Source organism: Labrys sp. ALF-8 (assembly GCF_059699065.1).
Genome location: NZ_AP048541.1, coordinates 142170 through 158827, shown reverse-complemented (window position 1 = coordinate 158827; position 16658 = coordinate 142170). Strand labels below are relative to the sequence as shown.

The 16658-nt window shown below is 64.7% G+C and carries 17 protein-coding genes; 6 read left to right on the top strand and 11 right to left on the bottom strand.

Annotated features, from left to right (window positions below; all coding sequences use genetic code 11):
* The first annotated feature begins 1 nt into the window (after window position 1).
* From AC6H34_RS31695 to AC6H34_RS31680, 4 genes are read left to right on the top strand one after another with little or no spacing between them, the layout of a single operon-like run.
* The gene (locus tag AC6H34_RS31695; RefSeq protein WP_497541647.1) at window positions 2-802 is read left to right on the top strand and encodes an ABC transporter ATP-binding protein; all 801 of its coding nucleotides are present in this window, start codon (window positions 2-4) and stop codon (window positions 800-802) included.
* A complete protein-coding gene (locus AC6H34_RS31690) occupies window positions 799-1662 on the top strand; it encodes an ABC transporter permease (RefSeq protein ID WP_497541646.1) in 864 nt (287 codons plus the stop codon). Before AC6H34_RS31695 ends, AC6H34_RS31690 begins: the two co-directional genes overlap by 4 nt.
* Entirely contained in the window at window positions 1635-3020 is a 1386-nt protein-coding gene (locus AC6H34_RS31685; protein WP_497541645.1) for an amidase, read from the top strand. The genes AC6H34_RS31690 and AC6H34_RS31685 overlap by 28 nt, the downstream gene beginning before the upstream one ends.
* A gap of 1 nt (window position 3021) precedes the next feature.
* A complete protein-coding gene (locus AC6H34_RS31680) occupies window positions 3022-3780 on the top strand; it encodes an aspartate/glutamate racemase family protein (RefSeq protein ID WP_497541644.1) in 759 nt (252 codons plus the stop codon).
* A gap of 13 nt (window positions 3781-3793) precedes the next feature.
* Here the strand turns inward: AC6H34_RS31680 and AC6H34_RS31675 are convergent, their stop codons facing one another.
* The 5 genes from AC6H34_RS31675 to AC6H34_RS31655 all read right to left on the bottom strand — a co-directional run bounded on the left by AC6H34_RS31675 (window position 3794) and on the right by AC6H34_RS31655 (window position 8820).
* A complete protein-coding gene (locus tag AC6H34_RS31675) occupies window positions 3794-4267 on the bottom strand; it encodes a VOC family protein (RefSeq protein WP_497541883.1) in 474 nt (157 codons plus the stop codon).
* Window positions 4268-4517: 250 nt separating this feature from the next.
* A complete protein-coding gene (locus AC6H34_RS31670) occupies window positions 4518-5225 on the bottom strand; it encodes a bestrophin-like domain (protein ID WP_497541643.1) in 708 nt (235 codons plus the stop codon).
* A 305-nt stretch (window positions 5226-5530) separates the two neighbouring features.
* The gene (locus tag AC6H34_RS31665) at window positions 5531-6766 is read right to left on the bottom strand and encodes a serine hydrolase domain-containing protein (RefSeq protein ID WP_497541642.1); all 1236 of its coding nucleotides are present in this window, start codon (window positions 6764-6766) and stop codon (window positions 5531-5533) included.
* 145 nt (window positions 6767-6911) lie between these two features.
* Window positions 6912-7583 (bottom strand): RraA family protein, encoded by a 672-nt coding sequence (locus AC6H34_RS31660; protein WP_497541641.1) that lies wholly within the window; start codon window positions 7581-7583, stop codon window positions 6912-6914.
* Between the two features lies 1 nt (window position 7584).
* A complete protein-coding gene (locus tag AC6H34_RS31655; RefSeq protein ID WP_497541640.1) occupies window positions 7585-8820 on the bottom strand; it encodes an aminotransferase-like domain-containing protein in 1236 nt (411 codons plus the stop codon).
* Between the two features lie 90 nt (window positions 8821-8910).
* Between AC6H34_RS31655 and AC6H34_RS31650 the strand changes: the two genes are divergently transcribed.
* Window positions 8911-9411: an Lrp/AsnC family transcriptional regulator gene (locus AC6H34_RS31650; RefSeq protein ID WP_497541639.1), complete on the top strand. Its 501-nt coding sequence runs from the start codon at window positions 8911-8913 to the stop codon at window positions 9409-9411.
* 26 nt (window positions 9412-9437) lie between these two features.
* Here the strand turns inward: AC6H34_RS31650 and AC6H34_RS31645 are convergent, their stop codons facing one another.
* Entirely contained in the window at window positions 9438-9989 is a 552-nt protein-coding gene (locus AC6H34_RS31645; RefSeq protein ID WP_497541638.1) for a chorismate mutase, read from the bottom strand.
* 424 nt (window positions 9990-10413) lie between these two features.
* Here AC6H34_RS31645 and cls point away from each other — a divergent pair, with 424 nt between their 5' ends.
* The gene (cls, locus tag AC6H34_RS31640) at window positions 10414-11817 is read left to right on the top strand and encodes a cardiolipin synthase (protein WP_497541882.1); all 1404 of its coding nucleotides are present in this window, start codon (window positions 10414-10416) and stop codon (window positions 11815-11817) included.
* A 54-nt stretch (window positions 11818-11871) separates the two neighbouring features.
* Here cls and AC6H34_RS31635 read toward each other — a convergent pair whose 3' ends face one another.
* The 5 genes from AC6H34_RS31635 to AC6H34_RS31615 are packed head-to-tail and all read right to left on the bottom strand — an operon-like array spanning window position 11872 to window position 16601.
* Window positions 11872-12810 (bottom strand): serine hydrolase, encoded by a 939-nt coding sequence (locus AC6H34_RS31635; protein WP_497541637.1) that lies wholly within the window; start codon window positions 12808-12810, stop codon window positions 11872-11874.
* Window positions 12810-13850, bottom strand: a complete 1041-nt coding sequence (locus AC6H34_RS31630; protein ID WP_497541635.1) for an ABC transporter ATP-binding protein — start codon at window positions 13848-13850, stop codon at window positions 12810-12812. The genes AC6H34_RS31635 and AC6H34_RS31630 overlap by 1 nt, the downstream gene beginning before the upstream one ends.
* Window positions 13847-14830, bottom strand: a complete 984-nt coding sequence (locus AC6H34_RS31625) for an ABC transporter ATP-binding protein (RefSeq protein WP_497541634.1) — start codon at window positions 14828-14830, stop codon at window positions 13847-13849. Before AC6H34_RS31625 ends, AC6H34_RS31630 begins: the two co-directional genes overlap by 4 nt.
* On the bottom strand, window positions 14827-15663 hold the full coding sequence (locus tag AC6H34_RS31620) for an ABC transporter permease (RefSeq protein ID WP_497541633.1): 837 nt from the start codon (window positions 15661-15663) through the stop codon (window positions 14827-14829). The genes AC6H34_RS31625 and AC6H34_RS31620 overlap by 4 nt, the downstream gene beginning before the upstream one ends.
* Window positions 15660-16601 (bottom strand): ABC transporter permease, encoded by a 942-nt coding sequence (locus tag AC6H34_RS31615; protein ID WP_497541632.1) that lies wholly within the window; start codon window positions 16599-16601, stop codon window positions 15660-15662. Before AC6H34_RS31615 ends, AC6H34_RS31620 begins: the two co-directional genes overlap by 4 nt.
* Window positions 16602-16658 lie beyond the last annotated feature (57 nt).

Sequence of the window (16658 nt, the reverse complement as noted above, 5' to 3'; positions counted from 1 at the left end):
AATGTCTGCCAGCATGACCCGCAGGATGATCGAACTCGTCCATGTGAAGCGGCATTTCCGTCGCGCCGACGGACAGGAAGTGACGGCCGTCAACGACATGTCCTTCGTGATCGCGGAAGGCGAGTTCGTCTGCCTGGTCGGCCCTTCCGGTTGCGGCAAGTCCACGCTTCTGCAGATGCTGGCGGGCCTTCTGGCGCCGAGCGACGGCGACATTCTCGTCAACGGCAGGCAGATCACCGGCCCCGGCCCGGAACGCGGCGTGGTCTTCCAGAAGGACAGCGTGTTTCCCTGGATGCGCGTGATCGGCAACGTCGAATATGGCTTGAAGTGCCGCGGTACGCCGGCGGCCGAGCGCCGGGAGATCGCCCGCTACTATCTCTCGAGGGTCGGCCTTTCCCATGTCGAGCGCGCCTGGCCGCGCGAGCTTTCCGGCGGCATGCTCAAGCGCGTGGCGGTGGCGACCGTCTTCGCCAATGGCGGCCGCGTGCTCATGCTCGACGAGCCTTTCGGCGCGCTCGACTACGTCACGCGCCACCAACTGCAGGATCTCCTGCTGAACCTGTGGAACGCCGACGGCGCGGACAAACGCCGTACCGTGCTGTTCGTGACCCATGACGTCGACGAGGCCCTGGCGCTCGCCGACCGGATCATGGTGTTCCGGGCTGGCGACCAGGTCGACGATCTGAAGATCACGGCCACGCGGCCCCGCACGACCGAGAGCCTGCTCCTGCCGGAAATGGTCGCGGCCAAGCATCGGCTCCTGCACCATCTGGGCCTAGAGCATGGCGCGGTGGCAGCATGAATGCCCTCGGCTCGACCGCGCGCCGCGATCGCTGGATCGCATTGGGCGTCCTGTTCGCCATCATGGCGGCCTGGCAGATCCTGTCGCTGGTCTATACGGCCGAGGCCGCCCCCGGTGAACCGATGGTCGCCGGCTGGCAGGTCCTGGCAACCAGGACCTTCCTCTCCATGGCCGATTATTGGCAGGGCGGCCTCGGCGTTCCTTCCGTGGGCGAGGGCGCACAGCGCAGCTATCTGGCGGCGACGCTATCCCTGCTCAGCCACTCCTTCGACACCATCCTTCGTCTTCTGGCGGGACTGATGCTCGGCGGGCTCCTCGGCACCGGCCTCGGCCTTGCGATCAGTTGGTCCCGCTGGACGCGCCGCCTCGTCGAGCTGCCGGTGCAATTCCTGCGCACGCTGCCGCTGCTGGCGATGGTACCGCTGTTCCAGCTCTGGTTCGGAACCTATTTCATCGGCAAGATGCTGTTCATCGCCTATGGCGTCGGCGTGATCTTCTTCGCCGGCACGGTGAACGCCGTGCAGAACGTGCCGGGCATTTTCATCGACAATGCCCGCGCGCTGGGCGCCTCCCGAACCACGCTCTACCGGACGGTCATCCTGCCGGCGATCCTGCCCGAGATGCGCTCCACGGTGCTGCTCAGCCTTGGCACGGGGTGGGGCGCCGTACTCGGCGCCGAATATCTCGGGGCGCAGTCGGGCCTTGGCTACATCATCGTCTACGCCCAGCAGTTTGCCTATCTCGACCGCATGTTCCTGATCGCGCTGCTGTTCATCCTCTACACCTCGCTCAGCTACTGGCTGGTGAGCCGCGTCACGGCGAGCCTGCTCGAATGGGCGCCTCCCTCGCAGCGGGCCTGACCATGATTCCCGACCTCCTCGCTCTCCCCGCGGCCAGCCTGCTGGCCCGTCTTCGCGACGGCACGCTGGGCGCGGTCGAACTGACACGGGCCTGCCTCGACCATATCGCCGCCGCGGAGCCGGAGATCCGGGCCTGGGCATGGCTCGATCCCGAGCATGCGCTGAGACAGGCGCAAGCCGCCGACAGCCGACGGGCCGCAGGCGGAGCATCCGGCCCGCTCCATGGCCTGCCCGTCGGCATCAAGGACATCGTCGACACGGCCGACATGCCGACGGAGTACAACTGCCGCATCTATAGCGGCCGCCGGCCCGCCAGGGACGCGACCCTTGTCGAACGCCTTCGATCGGCAGGCGCGATCGTGCTCGGCAAGACGGTCACCTCCGAGTTCGCCGTCTATACGCCAGGGCCCACACGCAATCCCCATGATCGCGCCCGCACGCCCGGCGGTTCGTCGAGCGGGTCGGCGGCAGCAGTGGCGGCAGGCATGGTGCCCCTCGCGCTCGCCACGCAGACAAACGGCTCCACCATTCGCCCGGCCTCCTTTTGCGGCATCGTGGGCTACAAGCCGAGCCTTGGCGTGCTGCCCCGCACGGGCATCCTGCGCCACTCCGCGATGCTCGACCAGCCGGGCCTGATGGCCATGGATGTCGCCGGCGTTGCCCTGCTGGCCGATGCACTGGCAGGTCCGGATTCTCTGGACGAGCTCAGCTTCCGCCCGGTCCTGCCTTCGCTCGCCGCTGCCGTCGCTTCCGACGCGGTGCCACGGATCGCCTTTGTGCGCGGTCCCTATTGGAGCCGCGCGGATGAGCCGACGCACAGGAAGATCGAGCACTTCACCGCCTCGCTCGGCGGGCTCGTCCGGGAAGTCGAACTCCCCGCAGCGTTCGATGCCGCTCTCGACCTGCAGGCCACGATCATGAATGCGGGCATCGCCGATGCCTGCCGCGACGACTACGTCCGCTCGCAGGCGCTGATGAGCCCCGTTCTGCTCGGCATCGTCGAAGCAGGCAGGCAGGTTTCGGCCATGGAGTTCATCTCGGCCCTGGAGGCGCGCGAACATCTGCGGGCGCTCTATCGTGACCTGTTCGCAGGCTATGATGCGATCATCACGCCGGCAGCACCCGGCATCGCCCCCCTCGTCGAGGAAGGAACCGGAAATCCCGTGATGGCCACGCTCTGGACGCTGCTCGGGGCCCCCGCCATCACCCTACCATTGCTTGGCAGTACACAGGGCATGCCGCTGGGCGTGCAACTGGTCGGCCGTCTCGACGACGACGCCGGCCTGGTCCAGGCGGCTGCCTGGCTCGAGAAGCGGCATCCCCGCGTCTGCCACCCCCATTCGCAGTCCGGAGATTGACATGCGCCTCCTCCTCCTCAATCCCAACATGACCGACGATGTCACGACCAGAATGGTCGAGGCGGGCCAGGCAGTGGCCTCGGCGGGAACGCAGATAATCCCGGCGACCGCCAGCCGCGGCATGCCCTATATTTCCACCCGGGCAGAGGCCCTGATCGGTGGTGGAATCGCGCTCGAAATGCTCGCCGCCCACACGGGACAGGTCGATGCAGCGATCATCGCCGCGTTCGGTGATCCGGGCCTGCCTGCTGCGCGGGAGCTCTTCGATTTCCCCATCATCGGTGTATCGGAAGCCGCCATGCTCACGGCCTGCATGCTGGGAAAGCGTTTTGCCGTCGTCACTTTCTCCAGTTCGCTCGTCAGCTGGTATCGCGATTGTATCGAGCTCAACGGCATGGGCGATCGCTGCGCCGGCATCCACTCGCTCGAGCTGAGCTTTGCCCAAGTCACCGACGAAGAGCAGGCTAACAGTGATGCCCTTGTCGATTTCGCCGAGAAGGTGGTGCGTGATGCCAATGCCGATGTGCTGATCTTCGGCGGCGCGCCACTCGCCGGCATGGCCCGGCGTGAGCGCGAGCGCATTCCGGTGCCGGTCGTCGATCCCGTCAGCGCTGCTGTGAAGCAGGCGGAGGCCCTGGTCGCACTCGCACCTCGAAAGGCGCTCTACGGTTCCTATCGGCGTCCCGCCGCCAAGCCGACCGTAGGCCTCGATCCGCGACTGGCGGCTCGCATCGAGCACCGCGACGCCGTCCTGCAGTAGCCGCCCCGTCCCGTCAGCCGCGTCGAGCCACCTCGATCGCGGCGACATCGATCTTGCCCATCTCCATCATCGCTTCGAACGCGCGCTTTGCTTCGTCACCGCCAACGGCCAGCGCCTCGCTCAATATGCGCGGCGTGATCTGCCACGAAATACCCCATCTGTCCTTGCACCAGCCGCAGGCACTTTCCTGGCCGCCATTGCCGACGATCGCATCCCAGTAGCGATCTGTTTCCTGCTGGTCATCGGTCGCGATCTGGAACGAGAAGGCTTCGTTGTGTTTGAACGCCGGGCCTCCGTTGAGGCCGAGACAGGGGATGCCGGCAACCGTGAATTGGACCGTCAGGACGTCACCCTCCTTGCCGGATGGGTAATCGCCGGGCGCGCGGTGTACGGCCTGGACCGAACTGTCGGGGAAAACCTCGGCGTAGAAGCGCGCTGCCGCCTCGGCGTCCTTGTCGTACCACAAACAGATCGTGTTCTTTGCGATTGCCATTGCTTGTCCCTTCGCGCCTGCGGCCATTTCCGCTCCGGCTTCCCGCAATCGAGCGGCTGGAAGACAGCGTCCATGGCCCAGATAAACCTAGAATGCGCTCGCACCATCCAACGTTCCGCGCGCGATGGTTGAGGGACACGGCGCCAGCCGGGCGGCCCTTCCCGTTTCAGGAGTTCAAGGAGGCGTCGGCGCTGGAACCGGTTATCGAAGGGCACACACTCGCCGCATCGCAGCGTACCGGGCTCTAAGAGGTTCTCAAGTCCTCCAGGACGGCCTGGAGTGCCTCCGGTGGCACGGAGACGGCTCCTGCGAAGGGATGGTCGGTCACGACGATGAGAAGCAATCCTGAAAAGATCAGAACTGTCAGCACAGCCGTCATCATAGCCTGCGCATAGACGTTCTCCGTGCCGAAAAAGAAGGTGAAACCGACAGTCAGAACGGCGCCGCCGAAAAGCACGAACCACAACACGGTGGGCACGACGCCGGTTGAGGCGAACAATCGGGCCCGCCTCGCCTGGGTGAGCAGATCCAGCTGGTGGAGTATTTCGGTGAGCAGATCGCTATCGCGGGCGCCGGCTGGCGAAACCTGCAGCGCAGCCGTGTAGATGTCGTTCAGGGCCTGCGTCGTCTTCCTGCTTCCGTGACCTGTAGCCATCGCCGGCCAATCATCCGCAATGGCAAGCTCGAGATAGGTGGTAAGCTTTTCCCGGAGCGCGGCGCCCGGATCGCCCTGGACGCCGTCCGCCAGGCGATAGAGCGTCGCTGCCGCTCCGGCCTCCTGGGCGACCTGGCTTTCCGCATCGCTGAATTTCTCCCAGACGACGATCACTGCGAAGGCAAGGAGGACAGCGTAGAGGACACCCACGACCGCGAACTTGAAGCCTGCCACTTCATTGTTGTTGCTGAGCTGCTCGAGAGAAACGCGCTGCCGGATGAGAACCGGACCTCCCATTGCCAGAAGCGTCGGGACAACAATCAAAATAAGAACTGACGACCACAATGGCAGATTGGTAAGGTACAGCATATCTGTTCCTCCTGCTCGGGCAGAGAACAGAAACCTATCCTGTGGAATCTATCTTTCGCAATCTTCCAATTTTTCTAGTAGCCCTAGTACAAAAGTATATCTCCGTCTCAATAGAACGGGGTGAGTGAGATGTTCGCCCGTCGTCGGCGCAAGATGGAAGCAGTCCCCGCCGCCGCAAATGAAACGAGCAGGTCCCAGGAAGCAGTGCGTCAATCGAAACGCGACCGCTTGCCTCACTCCAGGGCCTGATAGACGAGCGCCCGCATCTCCATCTCGGGCTGGTCGAAGCTCATCATCGACTGGGTCATGAAGAGCGCCACGATTTCCTCCGTGGAATCAACCCAGTAATGCGTCTTGGCTGCGCCGGACCAGCCGAATTCGCCAACCGATCCCGGCGCATTGGTGGCGGCGATGTCGAGCGCCACCCGGGAGCCGAGGCCGAAGCCGTACCCCATCAGCGGCAGGCCGCCGATTTCGAGCGGCAAGTGCGCAAGCGAAATGCGGTTGGCATGCATGAGTTCCAGCGTCTTGCGAGCGAGGATACGATGTCCGTCAAGGGTGCCTCCGTTGCAGAGCGCCTGGGCGAAACGGAAATAGTCGCCGATCGTGCCAAACAGGCCATGGCCGCCGCGCTGGAACTGCGCCGCCTTGTCGACCGGATAGCTCGCCGAGACGTCGATCCTGTCATTCGCGCCCTGCGCCCACGCCGCCAGGCAACCAGCCACGGTGACGCCCGGCTGCAGAACATCGGGGCGCCCATACATGGCGGCAAGCCTGTCACGCTTGTCCGCCGCGACACCGTAGCCGATGTCGGACATGCCCAGCGGCTCGAACAGCCGCTCCCTCAATGCATCGCCGAGCGGCTTTCCGGAAATGACCTCGACCAGGCGCCCGACGACGTCGTTGCCGAAGCTGTATTTCCAGCTGGAGCCGGGATGGAAGGCGAGAGGGAAATGCGCGAGATCGTCGATCGCGTCCGCCAGGGAGACATCCGCCTGCAGGATAGTCGCCTTCTCGTACATCTGCGAAACGGGCGAGTCGCCCAGGAAGTGATAGACGAGGCCGCTGGTGTGGGCCATCACGTCGCCGACGGTCATGGGGCGGGCGGGGGCGACGAGGCTGCCGTCGTCGGCGCGTACCTTCACCGAAGCGAAGGTGGGAATGAACTTCGCCACCGGATCGACGAGGGTGAAGCGGCCCTCCTCGAACAGGGTCATGAGGGCCGTGCAGACGATCGGCTTCGTCATGGAATAGAGGCGAAAGAGGGTGTCGGCCGTCATCGGCGCCTGTGTCTCTCGGTCGCGCCAACCGTAGTGACCGGCATGCACCACCTTGCCGCGTCGCGCCACCAGCGTGTTGATGCCGGCATAGACGCCGCGATCCACATAATCCTGCATCGCGGCATCGATCCGCGCGAGCCGGCCTGCATTCATGCCGACGCTTGCCGGCTCCTCCATGGCGACAGTCATGATTCTTCCCGATCGATGGCCATTTATTCTGGATCTATCGCCGTTGCCCGCCAGGGGTGTCAACGGGCAGGATGGCGAATGGCGATATCGTTCTCCCGGCAGGGCGGATGGATCCTCCTGCCACCTGAAGGGTCTGGCCCGTCGATCAGAGCCGGATCGGGGCCAACAGTCCGAAGGTCTCGGCGACAGGCCGTCCCCCGGCAAGGTCTTCTATCCATCGCACCTCGCGTGCCTGCCTGTCCTTCGCAGTGTCGATGCGGGAGCGGACCGCAGACGGCGACAGGGCGACGAGGCCGTCATCGTCACCGATGACGAGGTCGCCCGGCGTGACCAGCCGGCCGCCGACGACAACCGGCAGGTTGATCGATCCCCGCTCGGCCGAGGCTGGACCGCGCGGCGTCACGAACCTGGTGAAGACCGAAAAATTCGACCAGGAGGCCAGCGTGGCGACATCGCGAACGGCGCCGTCGCAGACGATCCCGGCTGCGCCGCGGCTCCTGATATGCCCGCCGAGTATCTCGCCGATCATGGCGAATTCGGAGTTGCCGCCGGCTGCGATGACCAGCACGTCACCGGGACCGACGATCTCCAGCGCGTGGACGACCGCCCCGAAATCCGGCGGCTCGCACGATACCGTCACCGCGCGCCCGAACAGGGCGGGCTGCCGCCCGGGCGGGTTCAGGGGACGGATGGCAGGATCGATCTGGCCGATGTCGCGCGCGAGGTCCACGACGATCGACGCGGGTACCCCGCGCCACGCCTCGAACTCCGCCGGCGTCAGATCGGTGGCTGGGGCAGGGTGGATCGTGACCGTCATCTCAACTCCTCCGGGCTTGCATCGTCATCATCGCGGTCGCCAGCCGCCTGACGCCCTCGCTCAGCCTGTCGGCGTCGTTGAGCGTAAAGTTGATGCGGATCGCCGAACGGTTCGCGCCCGAATCATCGAAGACGCTGCTCGGCGTGACGCAGACGCCCGCGGCCATGGCATGGGGCAGCAGCAGGTCCGTATCGATGGTGGCATCACGCACGCTGGCCCAGACGAACATGCCGCCGGTCGGCACCTCCCAGTCGAACCAGTCGCGCAGATGCGTCGCCATCGCCGTGCAGAGCGCGTCGCGGCGCCGCCGATAAATATCGAGGATCGCCGGCTGTATTCGCTCGATCAAGCCGGCCTCCAGCGCCGCAAGGGCGATGCGCTGCGTGACGCCGCTGGTGCACATGTCGGATCCCTGCTTGGCGAGCGTCAACGCCTCGATCATCTCGGGCGCAGCGACGACCCAGCCGATACGCAGGCCCGGCACGATCTCCTTCGACAGCGTGCCGAGATAGACGACTGGGCCCTGATAGGCTTCGCCCGGGCAGGCACGCGCCGATAGCTCGATCAACCTCGGCAGCGGCGCGCCGTCATAGTGAAGGGTGCCGTAGGGATCGTCCTCGACCAGCCAGGTCCCTCCGCGATGGGCCGCATCGACCAGGCGCTGCCTCATGTCGACATTGACCATCCTGCCCGTCGGATTGGAAAAGTTCGGCACCGTATAAGCGAATTGCGCACCGTCGAACGCCGCCACGGGGTCGAAGCCTGCGTCTTCCACCATCATCTTGCGGAATGAGGGCGAGCGGGGCCGCCAGGCATCGAGCGCGCCCAGATAGGTCGGAAACTGGGCCGCGATGAGACCACCGTCTTCCAGCAGCACCTTGCCCAGAAGGTCGAGGGCCTGCATGCCGCCGGACGTCACCAGGATATTGGCCCTCATGAGGGGGAGCGCCGGCGAACTGAAGCGCGCGGCGAGCGCATCCCGCAATTCGGGCAGGCCCTCGATAGGCCCGTAGCCCAGCGTGTCCTGGGGATGAGCCTCGATCATCTCGCGCGCGATGGCCGAGATTTCCATGACCGGAAAGGACGCTGGTTCGGGCAGTCCGCCCGCCATGTTGATCAGGCCGGGAATACGGCCGGCCGCCAGGAAGGTGCGCGTGATGTCGTTCGTCGTTCCCATCCATTTGGCGAAGGACGGCCGTCGGGCGACAGCACTCGAAGAGGCCGAGGTCATATCCATCTCTCATCTCCAGCGACACTGGAAGATATCACTCGCGTTAGTGGCGAGTGCGTGCAATCTTTCGACGCATTGGCCGGAGATCATAGGGAAATGCGCCAAGGAACAGGGCAAAGTGATAAAAACTCGCCACCATCGCGTTTCGACGCGATCGACCGGCGGATCCTGAAGCAGCTGGTCGAGGACGGCCGCATGTCGAACCTCGACGTGGCGGAGAAGGTCGGACTGTCGCCCACCCCCTGCAGCCGCCGCATCCGGCAACTCGAGGACACCGGTGTCATCGAGGGCTACTCGGCCAAGATCAATCCCATCGCCCTCGGCCTCAATCTCTGCGTGGTCGTCTCGGTCAAGCTGTCCCGATACGGTCCCGACGGGCACGAGCAGTTCCTCGAAGCGATCCGCAACAGGCCCGAGATCACCGAATGCCTGCTGGTGACCGGGGGGAGCGACTACCTGCTGCGGGTCTGGGTCCGGGACGCCGATGCGCTGCGCGATTTCACCATCAACGCGCTCCAGGGCATTCCGGCCGTGGCCGAGACATCGACCATGCTCGTGCTCAACCAGATATCCTATCCGTTGGCGGGCCTGCGCTGAGACTGCGCGCGCTCACGATGCATGAGCTACCTTGCCATCCGCACTGCCAGCAACGCGTCGAACAATTGCTGCTTGTCGGACTCCTTCAGGTTGGGCTCGTCGACGACCTTGAAGAAGTCGGCCCTGTCATTCGGGCGGAAGGATCCGCTTTTCAGGTCATGCGCGAGCTGCTGCAGGATTTCCCGGCTCAATTGGGCAATCTCCTGGCGCACCTCCTCGAGCGGACGCGGTTGCCACCCTGCCTCCGGCTGGGCAAGCCAATCCGCCTCGTAGCGATATTCGATGGCCTTGGCGGCCTTGATCTGGGCGATGACGAACGGCTCCACCGTAGAAGGGTCCAGACCCAGTTTCCCGGCCTCGGCCTTTGCGCTGTCCAGGACCTTGGCTTCCTGTGCCAGGTCCTCTATCGGCAGATGATTGCGCGCCTTGAACCCGGCGACGTCCTTCATGAAGGACAAGCGGTGGTTGACCTTTTCTCCCAAGGGAACGATTTCGGCAGCGAAGGCAACCGCCCAGATCGACGAAAATATAATTAGCGGCAGTAGCAACGATCGAAATACAACGCGATCAACTCTCATTTATAGTTTCCTCGTTTCAATCTATTTTTATCGGATCAGGGAAGAACGCCGTTGGTGACTTTTTCTCAGCCGGCATCCGGCGATTTCCCAATGGAATTTCCGGACACCGTAGTTCACGCGTTGGGTGGCACATGTGCCGGCAAGCCAACCGCGATCTTGGCAGAAACGCCCAGGGCGAGCCAATCCGTCGGGGCGGTGCCGACGCGGATGGACACAGCCTGGCGGCGTGGCCACGAAGGCCGTTTACGATAGCAGGCTTTTGGCTTGTGAGATCTCCGCCGACAGGAGCTATACTCAAGAGCTTAAGCATGGCTGAAGTTTTAATCGAACCGGGGCGGTATAGGGTGGCGGACTCGATTTTATTCGTATCGGTTGTTGATGCACGAGAGAGTGTGTTGCTTGCCTTCTTCGCGAGCCATGCATGATCGCATTCTCCTTCCTGGTGCTGCACCTGGTGGCGACCGGCCTCCTTGTCCTGCGTATCATGCTGCGCGACGACACCGCACCGACCGTGCGCGTTGCCTGGGTCCTCCTCCTGCTGCTCCTGCCGATTACGGGATTGTTCGTATACCTCTTCTTCGGCGAGGTACGTTTGTCCAGGCGTTTCCTCGCGCGTGATCGTCGCGCCGGGGAAACGATCGGACGGCGACAGGAGGGGATCGCTCCCTTGGAGCCGGGCACGGCCTCTGCCTATGCGGCGTCGATCAACGGGTTCCGGCCGGTCTCGGGCAATAGCGCGGAACTGATGTCGGGAGGCGATGAGGCCAGGCAGCGCCTGTTAACCGACATCGACGGCGCCGTCGATCACGTCCATATCCTCTACTACATCTGGCTCGACGACGAGACGGGCATCAACATGGCGCAGGCGGTCATCCGGGCCGCGAAACGGGGAGTCCGTTGCCGGATCATGGCGGACGCACTGGGTTCACGCGCCTTCATCGCCTCGCAATATTGGCAGGCCATGCGCGATGCCGGCGTGGAACTGGTGGCCGCCTTGCCTCTGCCGACCGCCGGGACATTGTTAACCGCCAACCGGGTGGACCTGCGCAATCACCGCAAGATCACCATCATCGACGCCCGCATCTGCTATTGCGGCAGTCAGAACTGCGCCGATGCCGCTTTCCTTCCAAAGGCCGGCTTCGGACCCTGGGTCGACATCCTGCTGCGCCTGGAAGGTCCCGTCGTAGGGCAGATGCAGTTGCTGTTCGCGCAGAACTGGTTGACCGAACGCGACGACCAAGCGTCGAACTTTCCGGCGATCGAGAAGGGGCCCGGGGACGGCTTTTCGGCGCAGGTCGTGGGCACGGGCCCCACTGTCGAGCGCGGCACGACGGCCCAGCTCTTCAGCAGGCTCATCTCTCAGGCGCGGCGGGAACTGATCATTTCAACCCCCTATTTCGTGCCGGACGAGACTGTCGTCAGCGCGCTGTGCGGAGCCGCGTCGAGCGGCGTCGGCGTGACGCTGATCTTCCCGCGGCGCAACGATTCCCGTTTCGTCGGCCTGGCTAGCCGGAGCCACTACAAGCGGCTCCTCGCGGCCGGCGCAAAGATCCATGAGTTCGAGGGTGGCCTGCTCCATGCCAAGACGCTGACCATCGACGGCCAGGTCACGTTCCTCGGCTCGTCGAACATGGACGTGCGAAGCTTCGACCTCAATTTCGAGAACGACGTGCTCCTGCGCGATCCGGCGACCACCGGGCAGGTGCGAGCACGGCAGTTGACCTACATCGCCCAGTCCGTGCCGATTGACGAAGCAAGCGTCCGCCGCTGGTCGGGTGTGCGCCGGATCGCCCAAAATGCCTGCGCCACCATGAGCCCGATCCTGTGATCCAGGAAGGATCACAGGCCTTCCCGCCGGCTGGGGCCGACCGGCGCCGCCCTGTCAAAGAGCGGCCACGAGTTCGGCTGCGTGCTTTCCGATGGAAGGCAGAATCGTCAGGTCCGCCGAGATCCGCTCGCCCTCGGTGAAGGCGACGCAGGTGAAGCGCTTCCCGCCGGCGAGCGCCACATGCATGGCGTCATGGCGTCGGTAGCTTGCGAGCGGATCACCCGTCCAGCCGGTCCAGCCGGCCTTGGACCACAGACGGGCTCCTTCCGGCAGATCCGCTCCCATGTAGTTGCGAACCTGGGACGACGGGCGCTGGACGAAGGCGGCATCGCGCGGCCGATGCAGGAAATCCGCCATGACGCGCGAGCGCTCGGCCGAAACCACCGCCCCCTCCATGATCCGGGCAAGTATCGACGCGGAAGCCTCCGTGGTGAGGCGGTTGTGATTGTTGCCGCCGGCTTCGACGAAGATCTTCTCACGGCCGTAACGGTCGTCGTCCATCAGTTTCTGGCAGACATTGATGCCGTCGAACTCGGGCAGGCCAAGTTGCTGGAAATAGGCATTGATACCGTTTCGGGCCGCTATCCAGCGCCGCATCTCCTCTTCGCCCAGTTCGGTGTCTCCGGTCGTCCCGGTCAGCTTGTCGATGATGTAGTTGGTGGCGGTATTGCTCGACCACTTGATCATGTCGTGCATGGCCCGCTCCAGCTCGGGCGTCGCCGGGACCCTTCCTGCCTCGATCGCAGCCTGCATCGCAACGAGGTAGAAGACCTTGATCACGCTGCAGGGATAGAAGAAGACATCGCCGCGATAGGAGTAGCCAGCCGGGAGGGTTCCACCCTCGCCATAGGCTTTCTCGTCCGAGGCAGGGTGGATCAACAGCGTGAAGGCGAACTTGTCCTCCGCGAGCCCGTGGGAGGCGAACCGTTGCAGGGCCGTCCGCACGATCTCCTCGCCGGCTGCTTCGACCGGCTTCGACTTATGGAAGAACATCACTGATTTCCTGTAGCTGGATGGGCCGATCCGGTTCCGGGATCGGCAAAGGGAAAGGCTGTCGAGGCTGCCGGGTTGAGACAGCGCACCCCATGCCCAGCCAAGTCGGAGAGGTCGGGATGGCGGACCCGGCAGGGCGCGATCACATGAGGGCAACGGGTTGAAAAACCGCAGCCGGCCGGCGGATTGAGGGGGTCGGGTATTTCGCCCTCGATGCTCGGCGCATTGGTGCGCCGTTTCGGATCGGGTATCGGGATCGCAGCCAGGAGGCCGCGCGTGTAGGGATGCAGCGGCCTGGTGAACAGCATTTCCGTGGTGGCGGTCTCGACGATCTCGCCCAGATACATCACGGCGACGCGGTCGCTGATATGGCGCACGACATTGAGGTCATGGGCGATGAAGATCAGGGCGATGTTCAGCTTCGCCCTGAGGTCTTCCAGGAGATTGATGATCTGCGCCTGCACCGACGCGTCGAGCGCGGAGACGGGTTCGTCCGCGATCAGCAATTGCGGCTCGACGGCCAAAGCCCGGGCGATGCTGATGCGCTGGCGCTGACCGCCGCTTATGGCATGAGGCAACCTGTCCTTCAGCGCCGGCGCCAGGCCGACCATCAGCATGAGTTCGTCGACGCGTTCCCGTCGCTGCGCCGCATTGCCGGCGAGCCCGTGCACGTAGAGAGCTTCCTCAAGCGCCTGGCCAAGGGTCATGCGCGGATTGAGCGAGGCATAGGGGTCCTGGAACACCATCTGGATGTGACGTGCGCGGGCCCTGCGGCCTTCGACGCCCGAGATTGGCGCCCCCTGCCAGAGAATGTCGCCGTGCTCTGGCTTCTCCAGCCCGGCGATGCAGCGTCCGAGCGTACTCTTGCCGCATCCCGACTCGCCGACGACCCCCAACACTTCGCCGGGCTGCACGGTCAGCGACACGTCGCGCAGGGCGCGCAGATGCTGCCGGGGCGAGCGCGTGATGACATCGCGCAGGTTGCGGCCCATCGGGAAGGTCTTCGAAAGGCGGCTGACCGACAGCAGCGATTGCATCATGCCGTCTCCCCGATCCGGATGCATGCAGCGGCATGACCCTCGTCGACGGCCACCAGGGGCGGCTGGCGCTGCCCGCAGGCCGCGATCGCCAGGGAGCAGCGCGGATGGAAGCGGCAACCCGATGGCGGCGAGGCCAGGCTCGGCGGCGCACCCCCGATCGGCTGCAGGCGCCCGCTGCGGCCACCATGCGCGGGCAGGGCGTTGAGCAGGGCGCGCGTGTAGGGATGGGACGGCTTGGCGAAGAGCTGCTCGGTCGTCGCAAGTTCCACGATACGTCCGGCATACATCACCGCAACCCGATCGCAGGTCTGCGCCACCACCCCGAGATCGTGCGTGACCAGCAGCACCGCCATGCCGATCTCGGCGCGCAATTTCAGGATCAGCTTGAGGATCTGGTCCTGCACGGTGACATCGAGCGCCGTCGTCGGCTCGTCGGCGATCAGCAGCCTGGGACGGCAGGCCAGCGCGATGGCGATGAGCACGCGCTGGCGCATGCCGCCACTGAAGGCATGCGGATAGCTGTCGAGGCGCCGCTCCGGTGCCGTCACGCCGACCGATTTCAAGAGCGCGATTGCCTTTGCCCGCGCCTGTCCTGCACTGAGCCTCTCATGCTGGCGCAGGCCCTCCTCGATCTGACGACCCACCTTCATGGTGGGATTGAGGGCCGTCATCGGGTCCTGGAAGATCATGGCAATCTGGCTGCCGCGGATATCCACGAGATCCCTGGGCTGGAGGGCGGCGAGGTTGCGCCCCTCAAAGGAGATCGTACCCGTCATCGCCGAGGGTCTGGCGCCGCCGAAGAGCTGGATGAGCGAGCGGCAGGTCACGCTCTTGCCGCTGCCGGACTCGCCCACGAGGCCGAAGACCTCGCCGCGCCGGATCTCGAAGCTGACGCCATCGACCACCGTCACGGCATTGGGCGCCTTGCCGAAGGAGACGCGCAGTTGCTCGACCGCCAGCGTGTTCGCCGGGCCGTTCATGGCTTCGGCCTCAACAGATCGTCGAGGCCATCGCCGATCAGCGTGAAGGTCACTCCGACCAGCACGATGGCGAGGCCCGGAAACAGGGAGATCCACCAGCCGTCCTGGATGAAGTTGCGCCCGTCGGCGATCATCACGCCCCATTCCGGCGTGGGGGGCTGGATGCCGAGGCCGAGGAAGCCGAGCGAGGTGACCCCGAGAATGGTAAGGACCACGTCGGCCATCATGAAGACGATGGCGGGGGTGATCACGTTGGGCAGGATATGGCGCAGCATGATGCGGATATGGCCGTAGCCAAGCACCGAGACGGCCTGCGTATATTCGAGCCGTCGCGCCAGCAGGACTTCGCCGCGCACGATCCTGGCGAAGGAGATCCAGACCACCAGCGAGAAGGCCAGGTAGATGTTGGTGGTGCTCGGCCCAAGTGCCCCGACGATGCTGATCACCAGCACGTAGAACGGAAAGGCCCACAGAATGTCGACGAAGCGCATGATCAGGAGATCGATCCAGCCGCCGAAATAGCCTGAGACGAGGCCGATCGTGCTGCCGATCAGGAAAGGCAGGAGGACGCAGATCGCCACCACCTGCATGTCGACCTGCCCCGCCGCCACGACGCGGGCAAGAACGTCGCGGCCGAGATCGTCGGTACCGAACGGGTGCTGCAGGCTCGGCGCCAGCAGGGGATTGCCGAAATCGAGTTCCTCGGGATCGTAGGGAACGAGCGAAGGACCGACGAGGCTCATCAGCACGATCACGGCCAGCAGGAAGAGACCGGCCTGCAGATTGCGGTTCTGCTTGAAGCGCAGCATCGTCTCCCGGCTGAACAACCTCATGACAGGCTCACCCTGGGGTCGACGATCGAATAGGCGATGTCGGCAAGAAGATTGATGATGACGACCAGCACCGCGAAGGTGACCGTCAGCCCCTGGACCATCGGGTAGTCTCGGGCGCTGATGGAAGCGACCAGCAGCGAACCGAGGCCGGGAATGCCGAACACGGTTTCGATCACCACCGTGCCGCCGATGACCCAGCTGGTATGAACCGCCAGCACCGAGATCGTCGAGGTCAGCGAGTTGCGGAAGACGTGGCGCCAGAGCACCGACTGCTCCGGCAGGCCCTTGGCGCGGGCCGTGTCGACATAGTCGGCGCCGAGTACGGCGATGATGGAACTGCGCAGGGAGCGGATCGTCAGCGCAGCAGTGCCGAGCGCGATGATGAAGGCCGGCAGGGCCAGATGATGCAGCTTGTCGAGCCAGTCCTGACCGTAGCCGGACACCGGAAAGACCGGGAAGGCAATCGCCAGGAGCAGCACCAGAAGCACGCCGAGCCAGAAGGGCGGCATCGCCATCGCGGTGACGAAGAAGAACTTGACCGCATGGTCGACCACGCCGTTGCGGCGCACGGCGGTGTACATGGCGAGCGGGACCGTCATGAAGACGGCGATCACCGTGCTCAGCCCGACGAGAGCCAGCGTCGGCCACAATCTCGCGACCAGGAGCGGGCCGATCTCGGCCTTGTAGGCAAGCGAGCGCCCGAAGCTGCCGCTGGCGATGTCGCCGAGGAAGGATAGATATTGCAGCCAGAGCGGCCGGTCGAGACCCAGTTGGCTCGTCAAGGCCGCGATGTCCTCGGGCGTGCCGCGGCTGCCGAGCATGAGCGTCGCCGGATCCCCCGGCATCACGCGCAGCAACAGGAAGGCGACGATGGTGATGCCCAGGAGAACGGGAACCAACTGCACCAGCCGCGAGATGCTGAAGAACAGGATATTCATTGCAACGTTCTGAGTGCCGGCCCGCCGATCATGGCGGGCCGTCGCGCCCCCCGCCCA

Excerpts from the sequence above, each read along its gene's own strand:
- AC6H34_RS31620 (WP_497541633.1), bottom strand. The coding sequence starts at position 15,663 with ATGAGGTTGTTCAGCCGGGAGACGATGCTGCGCTTCAAGCAGAACCGC.
- AC6H34_RS31670 (WP_497541643.1), bottom strand. The coding sequence starts at position 5,225 with ATGGGAGGTCCGGTTCTCATCCGGCAGCGCGTTTCTCTCGAGCAGCTC.
- AC6H34_RS31615 (WP_497541632.1), bottom strand. The coding sequence starts at position 16,601 with ATGAATATCCTGTTCTTCAGCATCTCGCGGCTGGTGCAGTTGGTTCCC.
- AC6H34_RS31645 (WP_497541638.1), bottom strand. The coding sequence starts at position 9,989 with ATGAGAGTTGATCGCGTTGTATTTCGATCGTTGCTACTGCCGCTAATT.
- AC6H34_RS31680 (WP_497541644.1), top strand. The coding sequence starts at position 3,022 with ATGCGCCTCCTCCTCCTCAATCCCAACATGACCGACGATGTCACGACC.
- AC6H34_RS31630 (WP_497541635.1), bottom strand. The coding sequence starts at position 13,850 with ATGATGCAATCGCTGCTGTCGGTCAGCCGCCTTTCGAAGACCTTCCCG.
- AC6H34_RS31635 (WP_497541637.1), bottom strand. The coding sequence starts at position 12,810 with ATGTTCTTCCATAAGTCGAAGCCGGTCGAAGCAGCCGGCGAGGAGATC.
- AC6H34_RS31625 (WP_497541634.1), bottom strand. The coding sequence starts at position 14,830 with ATGAACGGCCCGGCGAACACGCTGGCGGTCGAGCAACTGCGCGTCTCC.
- AC6H34_RS31660 (WP_497541641.1), bottom strand. The coding sequence starts at position 7,583 with ATGACGGTCACGATCCACCCTGCCCCAGCCACCGATCTGACGCCGGCG.
- AC6H34_RS31685 (WP_497541645.1), top strand. The coding sequence starts at position 1,635 with ATGGGCGCCTCCCTCGCAGCGGGCCTGACCATGATTCCCGACCTCCTC.
- AC6H34_RS31655 (WP_497541640.1), bottom strand. The coding sequence starts at position 8,820 with ATGGATATGACCTCGGCCTCTTCGAGTGCTGTCGCCCGACGGCCGTCC.
- AC6H34_RS31665 (WP_497541642.1), bottom strand. The coding sequence starts at position 6,766 with ATGACTGTCGCCATGGAGGAGCCGGCAAGCGTCGGCATGAATGCAGGC.
- AC6H34_RS31650 (WP_497541639.1), top strand. The coding sequence starts at position 8,911 with ATGCGCCAAGGAACAGGGCAAAGTGATAAAAACTCGCCACCATCGCGT.
- AC6H34_RS31695 (WP_497541647.1), top strand. The coding sequence starts at position 2 with ATGTCTGCCAGCATGACCCGCAGGATGATCGAACTCGTCCATGTGAAG.
- AC6H34_RS31690 (WP_497541646.1), top strand. The coding sequence starts at position 799 with ATGAATGCCCTCGGCTCGACCGCGCGCCGCGATCGCTGGATCGCATTG.